Consider the following 18849-nt stretch of genomic DNA (forward strand, 5'->3'; position numbering starts at 1 on the left):
GGTTGAAAACCATGAACAACCTGTTCGTCACAGGAGACTAGCCACTGTTGATCTGCCTGAGTGCGGGACTGGGGGCAAGTGGGGTTGCGGGACCCCATGCGAACGTCGGTCCCCCGACTGTCGAACAGTGGATGGGGGTGTGGCGACAACCGTGTAGAAAAGACGAACTCGCCGGGTCGAATCGATCCGGCACCGCCGAATCCAGCTTGAGTGTCGCGGCCAGGCGAATCGGCTGGGATCCGGATTCGGTGTACTGGGGCGAATGTGAATACTTTCTTGGGGGTTGGTATGTTGAGAATTCATTTTTCAGCACAGGATCTTGCTCGCTTACGCATGGTCTCGAACCTGGGACCTGTGGTGGAGAGCGTGTTCGCGCTCGAGGTCTTCGGAACCAAAGGCGGCGCAGCTTTCAACGAATGGCGAAGGCAGGTTCGCCTGCAGCTTGGCGGCCGGCTCGAGCCGGTACAGCACCTGATCGCCCAGCGGCGGCCAGCCGGTGAAGTCCTGCGGCTGCTGGACCGTCCCGGCGGCGCCGGGACCGACCACGCCGCCCGCCAGCGGCTGACGAACACGGTCTTCGAGTTCTGCCAAGCCGCGGTCATCCCGTACTGGGAGGGCATGCGCGACCAGTTGGACGCCGTACGCGACGCGCGCGGCCGGATCGCGATCGCGAGCGGCGTCGACGGACTGCTTCGCACCCTGCACCCGAAGGTCCGTTGGAAGCCGCCGTACCTGGAGGTGCCGACCGAGTCCGAGCAGGACACCGAGGTCCGCCTCGGCGGGCGCGGGCTGCTGCTGAGCCCGTCGCTGTTCCTGCGTGGCACCGCCTGCGTGGTGCCGTCGGCGGAACGGGAAACGGGCAGGCCGGCGCTGGTGTTCTCCATCCCGGACACCGGCACGGTCACCGACGGCCTTAACGATCGTGAGCGGGCGCAGGAGAAGGCGCTCGGCGCGCTCGTCGGGCATACGCGAGCGGCCGCGCTGCGCGTGCTCACCGACAGCTGCACCACCGGTGAACTGTCCGAGCGGCTTGGCATCTCGTTGGCTGGGGCGAGCAAACATGCCACGGTGCTGAGGAAAGCCGGGCTGGTCACCACCGAACGCAACCGCAACACGGCGTTGCACAGCCTCACCTCGCTGGGGCTGGCCCTGCTGGGGCTCGCCGGAACAGCACCGGCGCGCGCCGGTGCGTCACATGCGATGGCACCTCTTCCGGCACAGGTCGGCTGAGGGAAAGGACAAGGACATGACCAACCCGTTCGACGACCCGGACGGCACCTTTCTCGTGCTGGTGAACGACGAAGGACAGCATTCGCTGTGGCCGTCGTTCGCTGGCGTGCCAGACGGCTGGTCGGTCGCGCTGGAGGAGACCGACCGGCAGTCCGCGCTGGACTACGTCAACCAGAACTGGACCGACATGCGGCCACGGAGCCTCGCCGAGACGATGGCGGACTGACTCCGCTGGGGGTGGGTATGCCCTGCCTCACCCACCCCCAGGGCCGGCACTGTGCCTGGTCAGAACTCGTGAGTGGTTAGACGGGTTCTAGCGAACCCTGATTTGTTGACCTACCGTGCTTGGTATGAGCACTGAGGGCAACGTTAGCGCAGGTCAGGGTGGCGATCGGGTGCCGGTGTACGACTCGTACGCGCGGTTGTCCCGGGTGCCGGAGACGGGCGAGTTGGAGAAGATCGAGACTCAGCACGAAGACAACCTACGGGTGATCGAGCGGCTGGGTGGAACCTTGGGCGAACGCCTGCAGGACGGGTTGTCGGCCTGGAAGCGAGGCGTTCGCCGCAAGGACTGGGAACGGCTGTTGGAGCGGTTGGAAAGTGGCCAGTCGGATGGTGTGGTGGTGTGGCACACCGACCGGTTGTTTCGTCAGCCCAGGGATCTGGAAAAGCTGATCGAGCTGGGCGAGAGTGGCTATCTGGTGGCCAGTGCGCACGGTGCGCGGAATCTTGCCGATCCGGACGACCGGTATTTCTTGCGGATTGAGGTTGCGCACGCGGCGCGGTCGTCGGATGACACGCAGCGGCGGACCAAGCGCCGGTTTGCGGCCAAACGGGAGCAGGGCATCCCGCACTACGGGGCGCGTCCGTTTGGGTTTGCGGGGCCTGACCGGTTGGCGGACAAGGACCCGAAGACCGGCAAGCGGCCTGATGTTTCGGCTGCTCTGGTGGAGCGGGAGCGTGCGGCGATCCGAGACGGCGTGCGGTTGCTGCTGGGTGGGATGTCGCAGGACAAGGTGGCGCAGAAGTGGAACGACGCGGGATTGCGCACGGCACGGGGCTATACCTTCACTGGGCTTGCTGTTCGTGACGTGATGTTGCGTCCCCGCAATGCTGGCTACATCGAACATGACGGCGAGATCGTGGGCCGGATTCGTGACCACGACCCGATCCTGACGGAGTCGGAGTTCGCCCGGCTTCAGGCGTTGTTCGCGGGGCGTCGCCGGGGGCGTCGCCGGGGGCGTGTGCCAGGCAATCAGTACGTAGGTTCCGGGGTTCTGACGTGTTCGTGCGGCAGGCCGATGTCCGGGCGTCCGCACAACGGCACGTACTCGGAGGATGGCGAGAAGCGGCGGCAGTACTTCTGCGCGAAGAACCGCCGGGGGTGCGGCAAGGTGGCCGTGGACATGCGGGCGATTGACGGAGAGTTGCTTGAGTTCGTTGTCCAGCGGCTGTCGGACCCGCGCTTTGCCGACGCGATCGCGACGGCGCGCAACGCCGTCGCGGACCGGCTAGGCCATGTCCAGAACGAGATCACCGAGTGTGAGAAGTTGCAGCGCGCGTTGTCGGATCGGCTGGGGCGTCGGGAATTGACGTTGGACGCGTTCGATACGGCCAACAAGCCGCTCGCGGAGGACCTGGCCCGGTTGAACGAAGAGCGGGAGAAACTGGAGCAAGGCGCTAGTGACAGTCCGGCGACAGTGCAGAGCGCCGAGGAGATTCGTCGGCAGTGGATAGACGCGGAGGTGCCCGACCGGCGTGCCATGTTGAAGTCTGCGCTTCGGGGCGGACTGCACGCCGTGGTGAAGCCAGCGGGCAAGAACGGCAAGCGCGCGTTCGACCGTAAACGCCTTACGATCGGCGAGCCGGAAAAGCCTGACACTGCGGCGTAGCGCGCAGGGTGAGCCCCGTGCCCTGGGGACATGCCCCAGGGCACGGGGGTTAGCTGTTGCGGCGGGCGATGTCGTTGAGTACCGCCGCAACGGCGGTGATGTCCTCGGGGGACATCGGAGGCAGGGCCGCGCACACTGCCCGCCAGTAGTCGGCTGATGTTTGGGCCTCGGTGGTGGTGCGTACCGTGGGTTGGTCTGCCGGGCGTGGATCGGGTATCGGGTGCGTCGCGGTTGGATCATCGGTGGTGCCTCCCTGTGCTGTTGTGGATTGATCGGTGGTGCGGTTGTTGGCCAGTGGTCATCACCTCCTTTCCGGCCCTTGGGTTGGTTGGTCGTGCGTGCGCTAGCCGGTGAACAGTCCGGTGAGCGCGCCGAGCGTGTTGGTGATCAGTTCGACGGTTCCGGACGCGAGGGCCGAGCCGAAGGTGGTGCCGGACAGCAGGATTCCGGCCACGCCGCCGAGCGCGGCGGTGGTGACCTGTGTGCCGGTGGTGATCTTGCGTCCGCGTGTGGGGCGGCAGAGGATCACGATCACGGTGATGATCACCGCGATGACCGGGATGGCGACGGCGCCACCGGCCGCCGGGCCGGTAGACCCGGCGTCAGCCGCGAGGGTCATCGGGACCGGATTTCCGGGGGTGGGCATGGATTTCACCCCCTTCCCGCCGACGGGGGTCTACCGGCCTACTGTGCTGGTCAGGGCCGGTTTTCTGGCCTCTACCCGCCGTCGGGCGGGGTCTACCGCCTACAGGTAGGCAGACCTCGGGTAGAGGCAGCATGTAGGCGCTCAGGACAGCCCCCAGAACGCCGCGATGATCTCGTTGCGGTAGTAGCCGTTGCGGTTGCGTCCGTCGCGTTTGATGCCCCGAGGCGTCACCCCGAGGGGGCGCAGCGTGGCGGCCAACTCCTCTGGAGTCCAGTCGGCGTACCGGTCGCTGTCGAGGCGTGCCAGGCGCGCCAACACCTCGTCGGTCCACAGTTTGGCCTCGGGGCCGAACGCGTCGATGACGTCGCCCACAGCGCGCCCGTCCACCGTCCCCGGCAACCCCGCCGGGCTTGCTATGGCGTCCGTGTCTGGCGTTCCCGTCCCGCCGCTGGTGGTGTCGGTGCGGCGGGAGCGGGCATGCCCCCACGACACCGCGTCAATCTGGGCGATGCCGTGCAAGGCACGGTGCGCGCCGCGTTCGGACGCCTCCTCGGCATCCAGGGGCCGGATTTTGGACACGATGGGATCGCGTGCCCCGGCGGCGTAGACGTAGCACTTCCCGGCATCCTCGGCCGATTCTCCGGTGGCGGGGTTGAGCCGGTCGGGCCGCCACCCTTCGGCGATCATGTTGGCGCCCAGCACCAGCCGGACATCGGCGTGACGGCAGGGCATCAGGATCTTCAACGCGGTGGTGTCCGCGATCGCCGAACCCAGGGTGTCCGAGGTGGCCTCGGCCGCCGCCAGGATCAGCGACACCCGCCCTTTACGGCCGATCCGCAACAACCGCACCGCCAACGCCTTCGCGCGGTCGGAGAGGTGGTGGTACTCGTCGACGAACACCACCACGGCCGCGTGCTGCGGGTCGGGTTGCCACGCGCCGGGCATGCCCAGCTCGCTGAACAGTTTCGGCCGTGACTCGGCCAACGCCACCGCGTCGGCTAGTGCTTCCTCGATCCCGGCGGGGGTGCGTTCCGGGCGGGCGATCGCATCGCCGAACACGTCCAGCCCGTCCCCGGCCGGATCCAGATCCCACACCTGGGCGTCGCGGCAGGCGGTGACCGCGTCCGCCAGCGCGCGCAGGGCCATGGACTTGCCCGCACCGGAGTTGCCGATCACCACCCCATGCACACCCAGCAGACACAACCCCAGATCGGTGCCGTCCATCCGTTGCGCGATGGTCAGTGTGTCGCGAAGCGACACCGACCCCGGTGCATGAAACGGTGCGGGAGTGAGGGATGCGAACGGGTCCCGCTCGGCCAGACGCAGCACCACCCGCGCCCGCCGGGTACGGTCGGTGGCCGCCAGCAGACCTCCGGTGGGGAGGTCCAATGTGGTCTCCAATTCGCCTAGTTTGGAGATCAACCCGGCGGGCGTGCCCCGGCGCAGGATCACCGGCACTTGCCAACCCCACGGCTGGCGGGCGGCGTCGCCGGTCATGCGCAGTTCGATGCCCTCGGCGCGCACCGCGCGGGCCACGCAGTCGGCGGCTTCGGCGCGGGTATGCGCGTCGGCGATCGGGTACGGCTCATCCGGCCCCGGCTCATCGTCCGGCGCGTCAGGACCACGTTCCGGGCGTGGACGGATAGCCCGCCCGACCCCGGCCAGCACCCCCACCGCCACCGCCACCAGCACGACGGTGGCGGGTGTGCCGTACCGGACCACGGCCCGGCCCACGAGCACACAGGTCACCACGCACGTGACGAGCACGCCGACCAGGCGCCGCACGGCCGCGCGACGCCATCTCTCCCGCAGCGTCTTCGCGTGCCGGGCACGGCCTTCGGCTTCCGCCTCGGCCAGGACTCCGGCGTACTCGGGGTAGGCGAGGATGAACCGCGCCAGCCGGGCCAACAGCCACCACAACCCGACCGCCGCCAAACCGATCGTCTTGGCGAGGGTGACCGGCGCCCACCGGACGAACCAGCGCACGAAACGCCACGCCAGGCGCAGCGCGAGTTGCGGCGCCGTGTGCACCAACCACCCGGCCGCGTCCCGGACATAGGGCTCTGCCTTGCGCCACAACCACTCCAAGACCGGACGAACGCGCCGCCAGGTCCATCGGGTGGCCCGGCGCAGGGCCACAGTGGCGCGGCGAATCCAGCGGGCACACAGCCGCGCCGCACGCGCGACGTATGACCAACCCGACCAGCCGACCACCGCCCGCGCGGCGATCGGCAGATACGCCAGGCCCGGCCAGTAGCCGACCAGCCACACCCACACCGCACGCGGCGCCGCGCACACCCGGAGCCGCGCGTGGCGCACCCGCCGGACGATCGGCGCCCAGCGGCCCCGTTCGGGTTCGGCACCGATCCGGCGAGCGCACGCCACACCATCCACGCACGCCGCGCGGATCGCCTCCACAGCGTTCCCAGGGTTGTCCGCGCCGTGCTCCCGGTCGGCATGGTCACGGTCGTGGTCGCGGGGGTTGTTGCGGGGAATCCTCAAAGGGCATCACCGCCCGCAGTCGCGCCGCCGATATCGGCGCCGCCGGGTGTGACCGGGGGGCATGCCGGGGCACAGGCGAACACCTGTCCACCGGTCACCGACCGGCCCACCGGGCGGTGCGCCACCCGCACCACCAGGTAATCCGCGCCGCAGACCACACAGGCCAGGCCGTCCGCCTGGTGCGCGGTCAAGCCCGTGAACGTCGCGCACGTCTCCGTGAACGCCTCCGTGACCGTGTCGGGGTTCATCGGGCATCACCACCCGTACCCGCCGTGGTGGCCGTCTCGGCGGCGTGCGCGTCGGTGAACGCGTCCGCGCCGCCGTGCACAGCCGTTGACTGCTCGGCCGTCACCGGTCGGGGCGGATTGGTCAGCTTGGCTCGCTCGGCTTCGGCGACGTACTCGGCGGCGATCCGCGCCACCATGTCCGCTTCGCGGGCGATCTGCCGGTACAGCCACGCCGCAGGCGGGCGCGCGGCGAACCGGGGCAACTCCTCGCCCAGATAGGCGAGGTGAAACAGCCTGGCCTGAAACTTTTCCCAGGTCTCCACAGGTGTAGGTGTCCTCTCGTCGGGGCGGTCGTCACACCACCCAACCAGCTTGTATGACGACCTATCGTATAGGTCGTCACAGACGTTACACTCATCCGGCGAGGTATGCCACACCTGGGCGACAAAATATGGACTACCTGTCTGATAGGTGATACAAACAGGAGGCAGCAGGACACCAGAGACACAGCAGACCGCCACAGACGCGACAGACACACACGACAGAGAACTCAGCCCACGGGCACACCACACACGTTCACGAAGCACGCGCGGCGAACACCACGAGGGAGCTATGAGCTGCGATGGCCAAGACAGGAACCGGCAAATACGAACCCGTGCTCGCGGACATCCGCGAACAGATCAGCAACGGCACCCTGCAACCCGGCGCGTGGCTGCCCAGCGAATCCGGCCTGATGCAGCACTACGGCCTGTCCCGCTACACCGTGCGGGAAGCCATCCGGCGACTGGCCGGTGACGGCCTGATCGTCGTAGTGGACGGCAAAGGCTCCTACGTGCGCCCGCGCTCCGACCGCGCCGCACACAACGACACCCGCGCCGTGTACACCCACAGCCAGCCAGACGGCACCGACACGTTCACCGACGCGGAAACCCCGCAATGGCACGAGATCGAAACGCCCGGCACGTACCGCACCAACGCCACCGTCGATCTCGCCCTTGCTCTGGGCGTGCCGGAACACACCCCGCTGTTCGTCCACGACCGGTTGCTGTCCACATCCGACACCCCGGCCGGTGCCAGCGGACGGCGGATGACACACCGCACCTACATCCCGATGCCCACCTGTACCCGCGTACAAGCCTTGGCCGACAACCCCTTCCGCACACCCGACGAGCTCTACGCGGCACTGACCGACGCGGGCATCACACCGCAGTGGACCGAAAGCGTCCGCGCCACCATCCCTGCCCCAGACGACACCACCGCGCTCCACGTCCCAGTCGGGAGCGCGGTCCTGATCACCCGCCGGACCACCACCGACACCGACGGGCGCCCGCTGCTGCTGGAAGAAACCCGCCGCAGCGCCCACGACACCCAGCTGACCTATCCACTCGCGCCAATCCAGAGGCCTGCCTAGTACGGCAGCCGGACTTCGTGATCTTGGCTGGTGAGGGTCCCTGAATACGGACGCGGCCACCAGTTGATCATGAGCAGTTGTGTGGACAACTCAAGATCGTGTGGTGGCCGCGGGCGCCATCGTAAACCCCGTTGAGGGTGTGGATCCCGTTGGCTGGCGGGAGAAGTTCGACGGGCTGATGGCTCGGGTGGCGAAGCGGTTTAAGCGGGTGGAACCGCGCCGGCGAGCACGAGCGTTCGTGGAGGGGCTGCTGGCCGACCTGCCGCGCAAGAACTGCTGGACGATCGCCGAGCACGCCGGGGACGCGACGCCGGACGGGATGCAGCACCTGCTGTCGCGGGCGGTGTGGGATGCCGATGAGGTGCGCGACGACGTGCGGGATGCCGCGGTGGAATATCTCGGTGACACCGACGCGATGCTGGTCGTGGACGAGACCGGCGACGTCAAGAAAGGGACGTGCACGGTCGCGACCCAGCGCCAATACACCGGTACCGCCGGGCGGATCGAGAACGCCCAGGTCGGGGTGTTTCTGACCTATACCACCAAGGTCGGGCACACACTGATCGACCGTGAGCTGTACCTGCCGCGCTCCTGGACCGGTGATCCTGATCGGTGCGCGGCGGCCGGGGTCCCTGAGGACACCGGGTTCGCGACCAAGCCCGCGCTGGCCTCGCGCATGATTCTGCGTGCCCTCGACGGTGGTGTGCCCGCCGGGTGGGTCGCCGCGGACGAGGTCTACGGCAGCAATCCGACGCTGCGTGGCGATCTGGAGAAACGGCGGGTCGGGTACGTGCTCGCGGTGGCCTGCGACCACCGGGTCAGCACCGCCACGGGCACCTATCGGGCCGATGAACTGCTCGCGCGGCTACCGAAACGTGCCTGGCAGCGACTGTCCGCGGGCAAAGGCGTGAAAGGACACCGGTTCTACGACTGGGCCTGGATCAGTCTCACCAGCGGTGATGACGAGCCCGCCGGGCATCGGTGGCTGCTGGTCCGGCGCAACCGCCGCACCGGCGAACGTGCCTTCTACCGCTGCTACGCGCCCGAAAGGGTGCCGCTGGCCACGCTGGTGCGGGTGGCCGGGCGCCGATGGACCGTCGAGGAGTCCTTCCAAACCGGCAAAGGCCAAACCGGTCTGGACGAACACCAAGTCCGCACGTGGACATCTTGGTATCGCTGGACAACCCTGGTGCTGCTCGCCCACGTCTTCCTCGCGATCGTGACGGTCACCGCCCGCGCCAGACCCGCTGCGGACGGGCTGATTCCGTTGACACTCAACGAAATCCGCCATCTCTACAACGCACTGGTGCTCACTCCGGCCACAGACATCCGGCACGTCCTGCACTGCTCACACTGGCGCAGGCGACACCAATACCGAGCCCAGCAAGCCCACTACCAGCACCAATCGCTCCAGGAACCATGAAGATCACGATCTACGACTGGAGTACTAGGCACGGCGAGAGCGACAATCCGGATGATCTCGGGGCGCTGTGCGGTCAGATCGGTTTGTCCAGCACGTGTACAGTGTCGCCGGTTTTCAGCGGGGCGCCGTCCGGGCCTTTGATGTGCGGGTTGATCCACACGGGCCGGTGTTCCTGCCGGGCGGGGTACCACTGGTTGCGCCTCGTGCCACTGGCCGGCGCCCGTCACCCAGATCTCGCGGCGGCGCAGGGTCTCGCGCAGCGCGATCAGCACGCACAGCTCATCGGGATGCCCTCGATCCGACCGTCCGTGCCGGTGACCGCCTGTGCTTGCGCCCTGCCCTGGCATCCCGCTTTCGTCGGCCACCACGCCGGTCATGCAACCGGCCTCAAGTGTCCCTGGTTATGCCGGTCAGGGAAGGATCAGACAGGGCGGCACGGTTGAAGGTCGACACAATCGGACATTGTGCTGCCCCACCCCGATACTTTTCGCGCTACTGGTCGGTCATGACAATTCGGGAATCGAAACGGGGTATGCCAGGGCAAACCCTATTGACTAGCGTCAGTCTCCAACCACACGATGGCACGGTCCGTGAACCACCAAAGATAAGGTCACATCAGTGCTTCGTAAGATCATCTGCGCGACAGCAGTCGGGTTGGCGGTTACCGCCACGCTGGGTACGGCCACCGCCAGTGCGGCCGAGTGGAAATACCAGGGGCGTTACATCAGCGAGTACTACTGCACCGACGCCGGCGCACGTGGCGTGTGGGACAACCGCTGGAAGGATTTCAAGTGCTCACCGTTCGCTGGCAGCAGCGATTTCGCACTGTGGACACAGACCTGGTGATTCAGTTCCCGCGAAACGCGGATCGCTGCATGATCGAGCAGTTTTAGCACAAGAGCTGCTGCGAGCGTGTTAGTACGGCAGCCGCACCTTGTGATATTTGAGGTGTTGTCGCTGGTAGTGGCTGCGGCGGGCTCGGGTTTGGTGGCGTCGTCGCCAGTCTGACCAGTGGTTGGTGTGGGTTTCGGGGTGGACCGGGTGGGTGAGGGTGGCCCAGAGTCGTCGAATTTCGTTACAGGACAACGGAATCAGTTGGCTTAAGGTGGCGAGATCGCCCCTTTTTGGTCATTGCGGCCGCGTTCTCGATATGCGGTGACGGCGAGGAACGCGGCGGCCAGCATCGCCAGGGTGATGTGCCGGTACCAGACGTCGTACTTGCGCACCTGATAGTGATCCAGTCCGGTCTCGTTCTTGGCGAACTGGAACGTTTCCTCGACCGCCCAACGGGATCCGGCTACCCGGACCAACTCGGCGACGGGTACTGGTTGGGTGCTGTGGCAGATGTAGTAGGCCAGCTCGCTGGGCTTGGAGATCGAGCGACGCACCAGCAGGAGGTGCTCGTCAGCGCCGGGGTCGATGAGCAGCCAATCGTAGAGGCGATGTCCCTTGCTGCCCTTACCGGCTGAGAGTCGTTGCCAGCCTCGTTTCGGCGCGGTCGCGGCGAGTTCGTCGGCTCGCTGAGGCCCGGTTGGAGTGGTGAACCGGTCGTCGCAGGAGACCGCCATGACGTAGTTGATGTCCTCGTCCTCCAGCCAGTCCCGCAGTCCGGGGTTGTCGCCGTAGGCTTCGTCGGCGGTGAACCAGCCCACCGTCTGCTTGCCGTGCTTGGCGATGAGTCGTTCGAGCATCCGCCGCGCCAGCTTCGGTTTGGTCGCGAACCCGACCGTGTCCGCGATGCCCGCCTCGGCACACCGCTCCCGGTCACCGGTCCAGGATTTCGGCAGGTAGAGCTCTCGGTCGATCAACGCCCGCCCCCGCGACGACACGTAGGTCAGGAACACGCCGAGCTGGCAGTTCTCGATACGCCCGGCAGTGCCGGAATACTGACGCTGCACGCCGGCGGATTTGGTGCCCTTCTTGAGAAAACCTGTCTCATCGCCCACCACGACCCCGCTGGGGTCGGCGAGAGTGTCCAGCACATAGGAACGTAGATCATCCCGCACCGCCTCGGCGTCCCAGCGGTAGAAGTTCAACAACCGCTGCATGCCATCCGGAGTCAGGTCACCAGCCTGCTCCGCGATGGTCCAGGAGTTCTTACGCTCGGCTGCCGAGAGCAGTCCCAGCAGGTACATCCGTGCCCGGCGACGTGAGTCCGCCTGCGCGAAACGCCCGGCCACCAGCGCGAACATCTCATCGAACCCCGCTCGCCACCGCGTGAGGCGATCATCAACTACAGTCTTCGACGCGGCCACCGCGTCTGCTTCGAGTCCTAACACACCTTGAAGTTGATCACGCGGTGGCCGCGTCCATGATCACGACCCCACACCAAGATCACACAGTGCGGTTGCCGTATTAGCCTCTAGCAGGCAGGTAGTACCGATGTTGCATGACGGTCCGCCGGTTGATCTGGCGGACCGTTTTTAGTTGGCGGGTGTGGGCGCCGATTCCACGGTTCCGGGGTGGGTGCTCGTCGGGAGGCAGACAGGCCTTTGTTACTGGTCAGCCGGGGGTCTGGGAGCCCTTCCGCGAGAAGCCATTCGCCCGCGCCCTGCGCTCGACGGCTGGCGCAACCAGCAGTTGGCGCGGAACCTGGCGTTCTCCACGATCGGCGGCCGGGAGAAGGCGGTGCGGGCAATTTGCCCGACACGCCGACGCCTTCCCCTGACACTGGACGGCTCACCAGGTGGACGAATGGCTGGGCGACCTGAGGGCGGTCCGCAACCTCAAACGCTCGACGCTCTCGTTGAACGAGATGTAACAAGTCGGCCAGGCCACGTAATTCGGTTCCGCCTTGTCAACCGCCTGGATTCTGAGTCGCCCTCTTTTGATTGCCGCCCCGTCCGCGCAATTGCGCGCCCGCGATTATGGGAAGTTCACGCACGGAGTTGAAAGTCATCTGTTGCTCTTTCGCTATCGCGCGAATGGACTTATCTCATGACTTGACAGGTACGATGCCAAGACATCGTCTGCGGACTCCAAAAACAGGCCGACAAAATGACCATCGACGTACACCAAAGGCCGATGCTGATCGAATTCCAATAGTCGGAACGCGCCGCCGAAGATCTCGCCGGACGGAACGACACGCAGAGACCATTGCGGCCACCCCACCCGCCACAATGCCTGGCGGATCTGCTCCGGCCCAGCACCCTGCACCGCCCGTTCGTGCAGCAAGAACCTCCGACGAGGCGTCCGCGGTGGTACCGCACTGTCGTTCGCAACAAGGTCACCCGGCAGGTCGAACGGATGAAAACTGATACATGAGGTCGCGTCGGATTGGTGAAAACTGAGTGACCGCAGAGACGCCAACCAAAGCCCCGACTCCTGGCTGCAAGCGGTGGTTTCCATTGACGCTAACATTCCTCGATACGAGTGCGGGGTAGGCGAAGATGAAAAGATCGAGCCCGCTATTCGATTGCCGAGTGGTCTGCCGAGAATTGATCGGCTGTCATCACCACAATCGCGCCGCTGACATAACGCACGATCCAATCACCACGGCGGCATTCAGCACCCGGGTGATTGACATGAAAGGACAACGACGACGTGATACGGCCCTGGGCCTTCGCTACCGATGCAGGAACATCGATCCCCAACCACTGAATCAACGCGGCCGTGTTAGTTCCCGTGAACTGCATCGCGGTGACTTCCACGTCCGGACCCGGCGTATCGCGCCGCACGCGATATCGCCCCGCTTTCCAGTTGTTCCCGGTCGCATCCTGGTCCATCACGCCCTTGCGCCCTTCCTTGGTTCTGCCGCTACATCTGTGGGTGTGGTGGGCGGATTGGCTCAGTAATCCGTCCACCACACCCACCCCCAGCAACCGCGCCCGACACGGTCAAGCAGCTCGGTGCCGACCGTCCGGCCGGTCCACCGGGCCGTCTCGCCGATGCGGGGGCGGATGGCCATCGACGTCTAACGACGCCACCAGCCGCGCCACACCCACCATGGACAGATCCACCCGAACGACCGGGCGGCCCGCGTCGGTCACGGTCGCGGCGACCATCACCACGTCCGGACCAATCCCGCTGCTCGTCAACGCGGCCCGCACACTCGCCGCCATGACCTCGGCTTCCTGGTATGCCTGCACCAACCTGGCTGCCTCTCCTGCTGCCACCGTCCACAGCACCAACTCGGTGGCCTCGCCCTGCGTGTCGCTGTGCATCGCCGCGTGTTCCCTTCACTCGTCGGAGCGAAAGGCACACCGGCCAGGCCGAACCCGGCACACAGGACCAACCACCCCGATACCATCGGTACCGGGGGGACGCGGTTCCCCCAGCCGGGCCACCCGTTGACTCTTCGCGGGGTTGGGGTGGCCCGGCCCGGTCGTTTCACATGACGCGTCGGTGCGACATGGAAACCCCGCCTTCTACGGCGGGTCGACCACTTTGGACTCCTCGATCCTGACGCGAAGCAAGTCGGCCTTTTCTTGCTCCAAACCCGCGCACGCCAACGCTTCCCAGTGGTGACGGCGGTCAGTCTCGGAAACCCGCCGGTACATGTCCGCGCGCGCCTGGTAAAAGTCGCGTTGCTCCCCTAGAGATGCGTCTTCTGGTGGAGTCATGGGCGTGACAGCGTTGGCGTCGGCAAGTGTGGTCGCCTTGGCGCCTGCGCGACGCGATCGCTGTAGTGGCGGGCTGGTACCCGTCTCTGTGGCCTCTGAGAGGAGGCGCATTGACTTGCTGGTGCCCATCGATCTCGCTCCCGACCCATCTGTGGCGTACACCAGAAATGTCCCGCGAATTGGGTCAGGGAAAAACGACGTTCATGCATACCGACGCGCCGCATACATGCCTTGTATATCCGCAGGTCACGAGTACGGTGTGACCTAGTACACTTGCGTTCAAGTGATCAATCGAGGGCGGGTCATGGCGGGTTCACCACACGGCCAGAGGTGCAGCTCCTGCGGGGCGCGGTTGGCTGCCGACAACAGGTCCGGAGCGTGCAGTCCCTGCGCACGTCGGGCGCCCGAAGCGGGTCCGCCTACGGTTCCTGATGACTTCTGGGATGCCCCTGAGCTGGGGGAAGCGTTCAAGAAGCGCCAGTTTGGCCGAGTGTTGCGCGCCTACAGGAAGGCTCATCCCACGGAAGTCACGCAAGCGCACGTCGCCAGTTGGCTGGGCATGACGCAGGCCCAAATCAGCAGGTTGGAGCGTGGCAAGTCACCCGCCAACGATCTCGAAAAGCTCGACCGTTGGGCACAAGTCCTGCGCATCCCGCAACGCTGCCTATGGTTCACACTGTCGGCAGAGTCACCCGATGAATATCGATCAGCCCCGCAAGTCTCTAACCTGCCTTCGTCGTCCACGACCGCAGAAGGAGATAGCGTGCAGCGCCGACAGTTTCTGAAGGCCGTCAGCGGCACCGGCGCGGTCATCGTTGGTGGATCGCTCCTTGCAACCGACGTCAGGCAGTCCATAACGGCCCCGCCTAACACTGTCGGTAATCCAGAGGTCGACATGGTTCGCGAAATGACACAAGCGTTCCGCCGTCTGGACAACCGGCACGGCGGTGGTCATGGCCACGTCAGGGCGGCTGTTCGCTCTTACCTGGAATCGACTGTTGAGCCATTGCTCCGCAATGGGCGAAGTAAAACCACCGTCCAACAAGACCTGCATTTCGCAACGGCTGAGTTGTATCAGCTTGCCGGTTGGATCGCTTACGACACTGGACAAGCCGGAGAGGGGCGACAGCATCTACGCCACGCGCTCCGGCTATGCAACGAAGCCGGAAACGATGCACTTGCGGCAGAAATGCTCGCTGCAATGAGTCATCACGCTGCATTTTTCGGCTCTGCGGAAGCCGCTGAGGATCTTGCGCTTGCAGCAAGGCAGACAGCGAAAAGGACTGGCCTGGCCACCCTGGAAGCCGAGACAGCCGTTATGGAAGCTCACGCCCTTGCCCTTCGAAACGACAAGAAAGGAAGTCTGACGGCGCTGCGTGATGCTGAAAAACACTTTGGTGGACGAGAGCATAATGACCTGCCGCAGTGGCTTGGATACTTTGACGGAGCATATCTGGCGGCAAAGTTTGCGCATACGTTCCGAGAACTGGGACAACCGCACGAAGCAGAGCAGTTCGCCCGTCGCTCGCTCGAAATGAGCGATGGCTACGAGCGTGGGCGGCTTTTCAACACTGCACTCCTCGCTTCAACTCTTGCCGATCAACGTCGAGTCGAGGAAGCATGCACTACCGCTTCCAGGGCTAAAGCAAAGTCGGTTGATCTTGGGAGTGGTGGGGCGGGGTGAGGTTTTCCCTGGTGGGTAAGGAGATGCGGCCCTTCGATGGGACGATGTGAGTTCTCACGCTCTTGATCGTCTGTCGAAAGGCCGCTGGTGTCAGTGTCGCATGCCGTCTGCGTACCCGTCGATGCGTCGGTCATGATGGGCTCGGCTGAGCTAGCCGACTTGGTCGCGTTGCTGGGCAAGGTCGCCGATCCCCGTAAACGCCGGGGGATTCGGCATCACATCGCCACGGTGCTGGCCGTGACGGTGCTGGCGGTATTGGCGGGGGCGAAGAACTACCGGGAGGCCGGTGACCGGGCCGAGGACTTGCCGCAGGAGTTGCTGGAGCTGGTCGGGGCGCGGCGGAGCGTCCTATCGGGACGGCGTGTGGCGCCGAGCGCGGACACGATCCGCCGGGTGGTCGAGTCGGTGGACGCCGAGGCCGCCGACAGGCTGGTGTGCCACTGGCTGGCTGATCGAGCGATGGCCCTGGCCGGCGACGACGGCTGTGCTGGCTTCGACGGGGTGGCCATCGACGGCAAGGCCGTGCGTAATTCCGGTGGTGTGCGCCTGTTCTCGGCGATGCGTCACGGCCAGGCGGTGGTCATCTCGCAGATCCGGGTCCCCGACGAGACGACCGAGACCACGCAGGTCAAGTCGTTGCTCACGGGTATGGATCTGGCGGGTGCGGTGGTCACGGCCGATGCCGCGCACACCCAGCGCGACACCGCGCGGCACCTGGTGTCCGACAAGCAGGCGGACTACGTGCTTGCTGTCAAAGGCAACCAGCCGACCCTGTTGGCCCAGGTCCAAGCCCTGCTGCCGCCTGCTGCCCCAGGGTCGGAGGACCATGTGGACGACGAGCGCAGCCACGGGCGGATCACCCGCCGGGCCATCTGGGCGACCGTCGCCGAGGGCGTCGATTTCCCTCATGCCGCCCAGGTCTTCCGCATCCGCCGGGACGTGTTCAACCTCGCCGGGCAACGCGTCCACAAAGAGATCGCATACGGCGTGACCAGCCTGAACACCGAGCGAGCGTCCGCTCGGGACATTGGTGGCCTGGTACGGGGTCAGTGGGGCATCGAGAACAAAATCCACTGGGTCCGCGACGTCGTGTTCGCTGAGGACCACCAGCACGCCTACACCGGCAACGGTGCTCACGCCATGGCCATGCTCCGCAATCTGGCCATCGGCCTGATCCGCCTGGCTGGACTCACCGAGATCAAACGCACCCTGGAATGGATCGCCGCCGACCGCATGAGAATCCTCCCGCTCCTGGCCGCATCTACCCCCTGAACAGCAACAACGACTTTGCTATTGCCCTGCTACCGCTTCCGTCGCAATCAGCATGACCGGAACAGTGCGATCCGTGCGCACGGTGGCGTACCTTGCCGATGTAGGTAAGAGGCTAGCGCCATTTCGAGCAGAATCTGAAGTAACTCGTTTGTATCAACAGATGGCGAACGCGGGCATCCCTACGCCGCACGCTTAGAGCGTTATTCTGGCGACTTGATCACCTCAAAATAGGACAACGACCCCAGGCAAGTAAGATCGTTTTCCTCTCGCAGAAGACAACTTACAGGCGGGGTCGTTGCGTTATCAGTCTACTACAGGGCTTGCTGCTGACCAGATCCAGGAGCTTGTCGCGCGCATCTGGCAGATCATCCAATGCCATGAGAACCAAGCGTGGCCTCCGACCGTGGGACTGTATCGCGCTGTCGTGATCACTTTGGTGTACGTCCGACAGAATCTGAACCAGGCGGCCGTGGGCGATCTGTTCGGCGTCAGTCAGTCGACCGTATCGCGGATCTATCGAGGCATTCTCCCATTGATTGGGCAGGCCCTGTGCCTGCACATTCCAAACCTCAAGGAGGCCATCCGCGGCCGGCTCGTCCTGGTCGACGGAACCGATGTCCCGACCGGCAACCGTGCTGGTCACGAAGACAACTTCTCCGGCAAGCGGCGCCGCGCGGGGCTGAACATCCAGGTCGCCGCCGATACGGAGGGAGGCCTGCTGGGAATATCCGCCCCTCTGCCTGGCTCGATGCATGACCGGAAAGCGTTCGCCGAGTGTGACTGGGAAGATCTTCTGGCCGAGACCTCAGTCATCGGTGACCCTGCCTATCAGGGCACTCACACGATTACGCCTCGCAAAAAGCCACAGGGCGGCGAGCTCTCGGCTGGCGACAAGGTGAACAATAAATTCATCTCCTCACTTCGATCCGCCGTCGAGCGATGCATCGCGCATATCAAGAACTGGAAGATGATTGCGACCGGCTATCGAGGACGCCTTTCCGAGCTCCCCAACATCATCCGGATCATCACATCGCTCGAGTTCTATCGACTCGGCTGGTAACCCTCATGAATAACGCTCTTAGTCTGCGTGTCGAAACGCGAGTACATGGAGCAGGCCAACAAGCGAAGCAGAACCGACAATTTCACCTTTTTCTATCCGCTCGCGTACGGACGACAACGGAATCCATGCAACACGTTCCGCTTCGTTAACGTCTTCTGGATCCCCGATATAGTCGGCGCCGTCGGCAACAAACATCAAGTTTTCCGCATCGGCCGAGCCGACTATTGGTTGGAATGAGACAAGTTTGCGCACATTGCGGGGACGCCAACCGGTTTCCTCTTCAACTTCACGAGCAGCGGTCACCATTGGTTCTTCGTTAGGATCGACATATCCGCCCGGTAGTTCCCAGACCCACCGATCAATGATGAACCGATGGCGCCACATCATGAGAACCCTGTCCTGGTCGTCAATGACAACCATCATCGCCGCTTTGGGCATCCGGAGGACGTACTGTTCGAACTGGACGCCATCCGGAAGTTCGACGGAGGCAATACTCAGCCGGAGCCGTCGGGTGTCGTCCACCACCCGTTCACCGTGGATTGTCCAGCGCGTGAGTTCTGTCTTGTTCTGCTCAGCCGTCACGGTCGTAGACGCTACCGTGACACGGGCGCAGCGGCGTGATACATCAAGAGGCGTCCGCCACGTTCGCGTCCGTCCCGGGCATCCGCGAACGTGATTGCAGCAGAGAAGCCCAGCGGTAGGCTCTCGGAAGCGGTGGAGTGTATCGCGCGATAAGCGTTGGAAGCTTCGCGATTGCCGAGGACAGGAAGGCTCTCGATGGAAGGTCATAAGACTCTGGCAACGTCAGCAGAGAGGCTCGAACGCATGCTAGCGGCTGTTCGAGCGGCCTCCCGTCCTGATGCATCGTCCGAAGAGGTCTACGAGCAACTGGGGCATGTCCTACGCGAGATGACGCCTCTACATGAAGAGGTGCTGTCAG

Annotated in this window: 19 protein-coding genes; 9 read left to right on the forward strand and 10 right to left on the reverse strand. The window is 64.9% G+C overall.

Annotated features, from left to right (window positions below; genetic code table 11):
• Positions 1–366 precede the first annotated feature (366 nt).
• The 3 genes from LWC34_RS06520 to LWC34_RS06530 all read left to right on the forward strand — a co-directional run bounded on the left by LWC34_RS06520 (position 367) and on the right by LWC34_RS06530 (position 3122).
• Positions 367–1230, forward strand: coding sequence for an ArsR/SmtB family transcription factor (locus LWC34_RS06520; RefSeq protein ID WP_233723669.1), 864 nt, complete (start codon positions 367–369; stop codon positions 1228–1230).
• A 16-nt stretch (positions 1231–1246) separates the two neighbouring features.
• The gene (locus LWC34_RS06525; protein WP_233723671.1) at positions 1247–1456 is read left to right on the forward strand and encodes an MbtH family protein; all 210 of its coding nucleotides are present in this window, start codon (positions 1247–1249) and stop codon (positions 1454–1456) included.
• Positions 1457–1580: 124 nt separating this feature from the next.
• Positions 1581–3122, forward strand: a complete 1542-nt coding sequence (locus tag LWC34_RS06530; protein ID WP_233723672.1) for a recombinase family protein — start codon at positions 1581–1583, stop codon at positions 3120–3122.
• A gap of 343 nt (positions 3123–3465) precedes the next feature.
• Here LWC34_RS06530 and LWC34_RS06535 read toward each other — a convergent pair whose 3' ends face one another.
• The 4 genes from LWC34_RS06535 to LWC34_RS06550 all read right to left on the reverse strand — a co-directional run bounded on the left by LWC34_RS06535 (position 3466) and on the right by LWC34_RS06550 (position 6820).
• A complete protein-coding gene (locus tag LWC34_RS06535; RefSeq protein ID WP_233723673.1) occupies positions 3466–3768 on the reverse strand; it encodes a hypothetical protein in 303 nt (100 codons plus the stop codon).
• 141 nt (positions 3769–3909) lie between these two features.
• Positions 3910–6270 carry an AAA family ATPase gene (locus LWC34_RS06540; protein ID WP_233723674.1) on the reverse strand — a complete coding sequence of 787 codons (2361 nt, stop codon included), beginning with the start codon at positions 6268–6270 and terminating at the stop codon, positions 3910–3912.
• The gene (locus LWC34_RS06545) at positions 6267–6518 is read right to left on the reverse strand and encodes a hypothetical protein (protein ID WP_233723675.1); all 252 of its coding nucleotides are present in this window, start codon (positions 6516–6518) and stop codon (positions 6267–6269) included. The genes LWC34_RS06540 and LWC34_RS06545 overlap by 4 nt, the downstream gene beginning before the upstream one ends.
• The gene (locus LWC34_RS06550; RefSeq protein ID WP_233723676.1) at positions 6515–6820 is read right to left on the reverse strand and encodes a DUF2213 domain-containing protein; all 306 of its coding nucleotides are present in this window, start codon (positions 6818–6820) and stop codon (positions 6515–6517) included. The genes LWC34_RS06545 and LWC34_RS06550 overlap by 4 nt, the downstream gene beginning before the upstream one ends.
• 299 nt (positions 6821–7119) lie before the next feature.
• Here LWC34_RS06550 and LWC34_RS06555 point away from each other — a divergent pair, with 299 nt between their 5' ends.
• From LWC34_RS06555 to LWC34_RS06565, 3 genes are all read left to right on the forward strand, one after another.
• A complete protein-coding gene (locus LWC34_RS06555) occupies positions 7120–7908 on the forward strand; it encodes a GntR family transcriptional regulator (protein WP_233723677.1) in 789 nt (262 codons plus the stop codon).
• Positions 7909–8086: 178 nt separating this feature from the next.
• Entirely contained in the window at positions 8087–9331 is a 1245-nt protein-coding gene (locus LWC34_RS06560; protein WP_233726375.1) for an IS701 family transposase, read from the forward strand.
• A gap of 618 nt (positions 9332–9949) precedes the next feature.
• The gene (locus tag LWC34_RS06565) at positions 9950–10177 is read left to right on the forward strand and encodes a hypothetical protein (RefSeq protein ID WP_233723678.1); all 228 of its coding nucleotides are present in this window, start codon (positions 9950–9952) and stop codon (positions 10175–10177) included.
• A 254-nt stretch (positions 10178–10431) separates the two neighbouring features.
• Here the strand turns inward: LWC34_RS06565 and LWC34_RS06570 are convergent, their stop codons facing one another.
• The 5 genes from LWC34_RS06570 to LWC34_RS56690 all read right to left on the reverse strand — a co-directional run bounded on the left by LWC34_RS06570 (position 10432) and on the right by LWC34_RS56690 (position 14022).
• A complete protein-coding gene (locus LWC34_RS06570; RefSeq protein ID WP_443667746.1) occupies positions 10432–11523 on the reverse strand; it encodes an IS701 family transposase in 1092 nt (363 codons plus the stop codon).
• Between the two features lie 721 nt (positions 11524–12244).
• Complete coding sequence (locus tag LWC34_RS58715; RefSeq protein ID WP_372496429.1) at positions 12245–12691, reverse strand: Scr1 family TA system antitoxin-like transcriptional regulator; 447 nt, start codon at positions 12689–12691, stop codon at positions 12245–12247.
• Positions 12692–12738: 47 nt separating this feature from the next.
• Entirely contained in the window at positions 12739–13134 is a 396-nt protein-coding gene (locus tag LWC34_RS06575) for a hypothetical protein (protein WP_233723679.1), read from the reverse strand.
• Between the two features lie 33 nt (positions 13135–13167).
• Positions 13168–13494 (reverse strand): hypothetical protein, encoded by a 327-nt coding sequence (locus LWC34_RS06580; protein WP_233723680.1) that lies wholly within the window; start codon positions 13492–13494, stop codon positions 13168–13170.
• 204 nt (positions 13495–13698) lie between these two features.
• Positions 13699–14022, reverse strand: coding sequence for an AMED_5909 family protein (locus LWC34_RS56690; RefSeq protein WP_308199980.1), 324 nt, complete (start codon positions 14020–14022; stop codon positions 13699–13701).
• Positions 14023–14197: 175 nt separating this feature from the next.
• Between LWC34_RS56690 and LWC34_RS06590 the strand changes: the two genes are divergently transcribed.
• From LWC34_RS06590 to LWC34_RS06600, 3 genes are all read left to right on the forward strand, one after another.
• Positions 14198–15577: a helix-turn-helix domain-containing protein gene (locus LWC34_RS06590; protein WP_233726376.1), complete on the forward strand. Its 1380-nt coding sequence runs from the start codon at positions 14198–14200 to the stop codon at positions 15575–15577.
• A gap of 87 nt (positions 15578–15664) precedes the next feature.
• Positions 15665–16849 (forward strand): ISAs1 family transposase, encoded by a 1185-nt coding sequence (locus LWC34_RS06595; protein ID WP_233722717.1) that lies wholly within the window; start codon positions 15665–15667, stop codon positions 16847–16849.
• A 295-nt stretch (positions 16850–17144) separates the two neighbouring features.
• Positions 17145–17909: a transposase family protein gene (locus LWC34_RS06600; protein ID WP_233723682.1), complete on the forward strand. Its 765-nt coding sequence runs from the start codon at positions 17145–17147 to the stop codon at positions 17907–17909.
• A gap of 18 nt (positions 17910–17927) precedes the next feature.
• On the opposite strand, the gene LWC34_RS06605 is transcribed toward LWC34_RS06600, so the two are convergent.
• Positions 17928–18491: an NUDIX hydrolase gene (locus LWC34_RS06605; RefSeq protein WP_233723683.1), complete on the reverse strand. Its 564-nt coding sequence runs from the start codon at positions 18489–18491 to the stop codon at positions 17928–17930.
• Positions 18492–18849: the final 358 nt, after the last annotated feature.

Origin of the sequence: Kibdelosporangium philippinense, assembly GCF_021390435.2 — a bacterium.
GTDB lineage: Bacteria > Actinomycetota > Actinomycetes > Mycobacteriales > Pseudonocardiaceae > Kibdelosporangium > Kibdelosporangium philippinense.

Coding starts and splice junctions, on each gene's coding strand:
- LWC34_RS06525 (WP_233723671.1), top strand. CDS start 1,247: ATGACCAACCCGTTCGACGACCCGGACGGCACCTTTCTCGTGCTGGTG.
- LWC34_RS06530 (WP_233723672.1), top strand. CDS start 1,581: ATGAGCACTGAGGGCAACGTTAGCGCAGGTCAGGGTGGCGATCGGGTG.
- LWC34_RS06535 (WP_233723673.1), bottom strand. CDS start 3,768: ATGCCCACCCCCGGAAATCCGGTCCCGATGACCCTCGCGGCTGACGCC.
- LWC34_RS06545 (WP_233723675.1), bottom strand. CDS start 6,518: ATGAACCCCGACACGGTCACGGAGGCGTTCACGGAGACGTGCGCGACG.
- LWC34_RS06555 (WP_233723677.1), top strand. CDS start 7,120: ATGGCCAAGACAGGAACCGGCAAATACGAACCCGTGCTCGCGGACATC.
- LWC34_RS06560 (WP_233726375.1), top strand. CDS start 8,087: ATGGCTCGGGTGGCGAAGCGGTTTAAGCGGGTGGAACCGCGCCGGCGA.
- LWC34_RS06570 (WP_443667746.1), bottom strand. CDS start 11,523: ATGTTCGCGCTGGTGGCCGGGCGTTTCGCGCAGGCGGACTCACGTCGC.
- LWC34_RS58715 (WP_372496429.1), bottom strand. CDS start 12,691: ATGTTAGCGTCAATGGAAACCACCGCTTGCAGCCAGGAGTCGGGGCTT.
- LWC34_RS06580 (WP_233723680.1), bottom strand. CDS start 13,494: ATGCACAGCGACACGCAGGGCGAGGCCACCGAGTTGGTGCTGTGGACG.
- LWC34_RS56690 (WP_308199980.1), bottom strand. CDS start 14,022: ATGGGCACCAGCAAGTCAATGCGCCTCCTCTCAGAGGCCACAGAGACG.
- LWC34_RS06590 (WP_233726376.1), top strand. CDS start 14,198: ATGGCGGGTTCACCACACGGCCAGAGGTGCAGCTCCTGCGGGGCGCGG.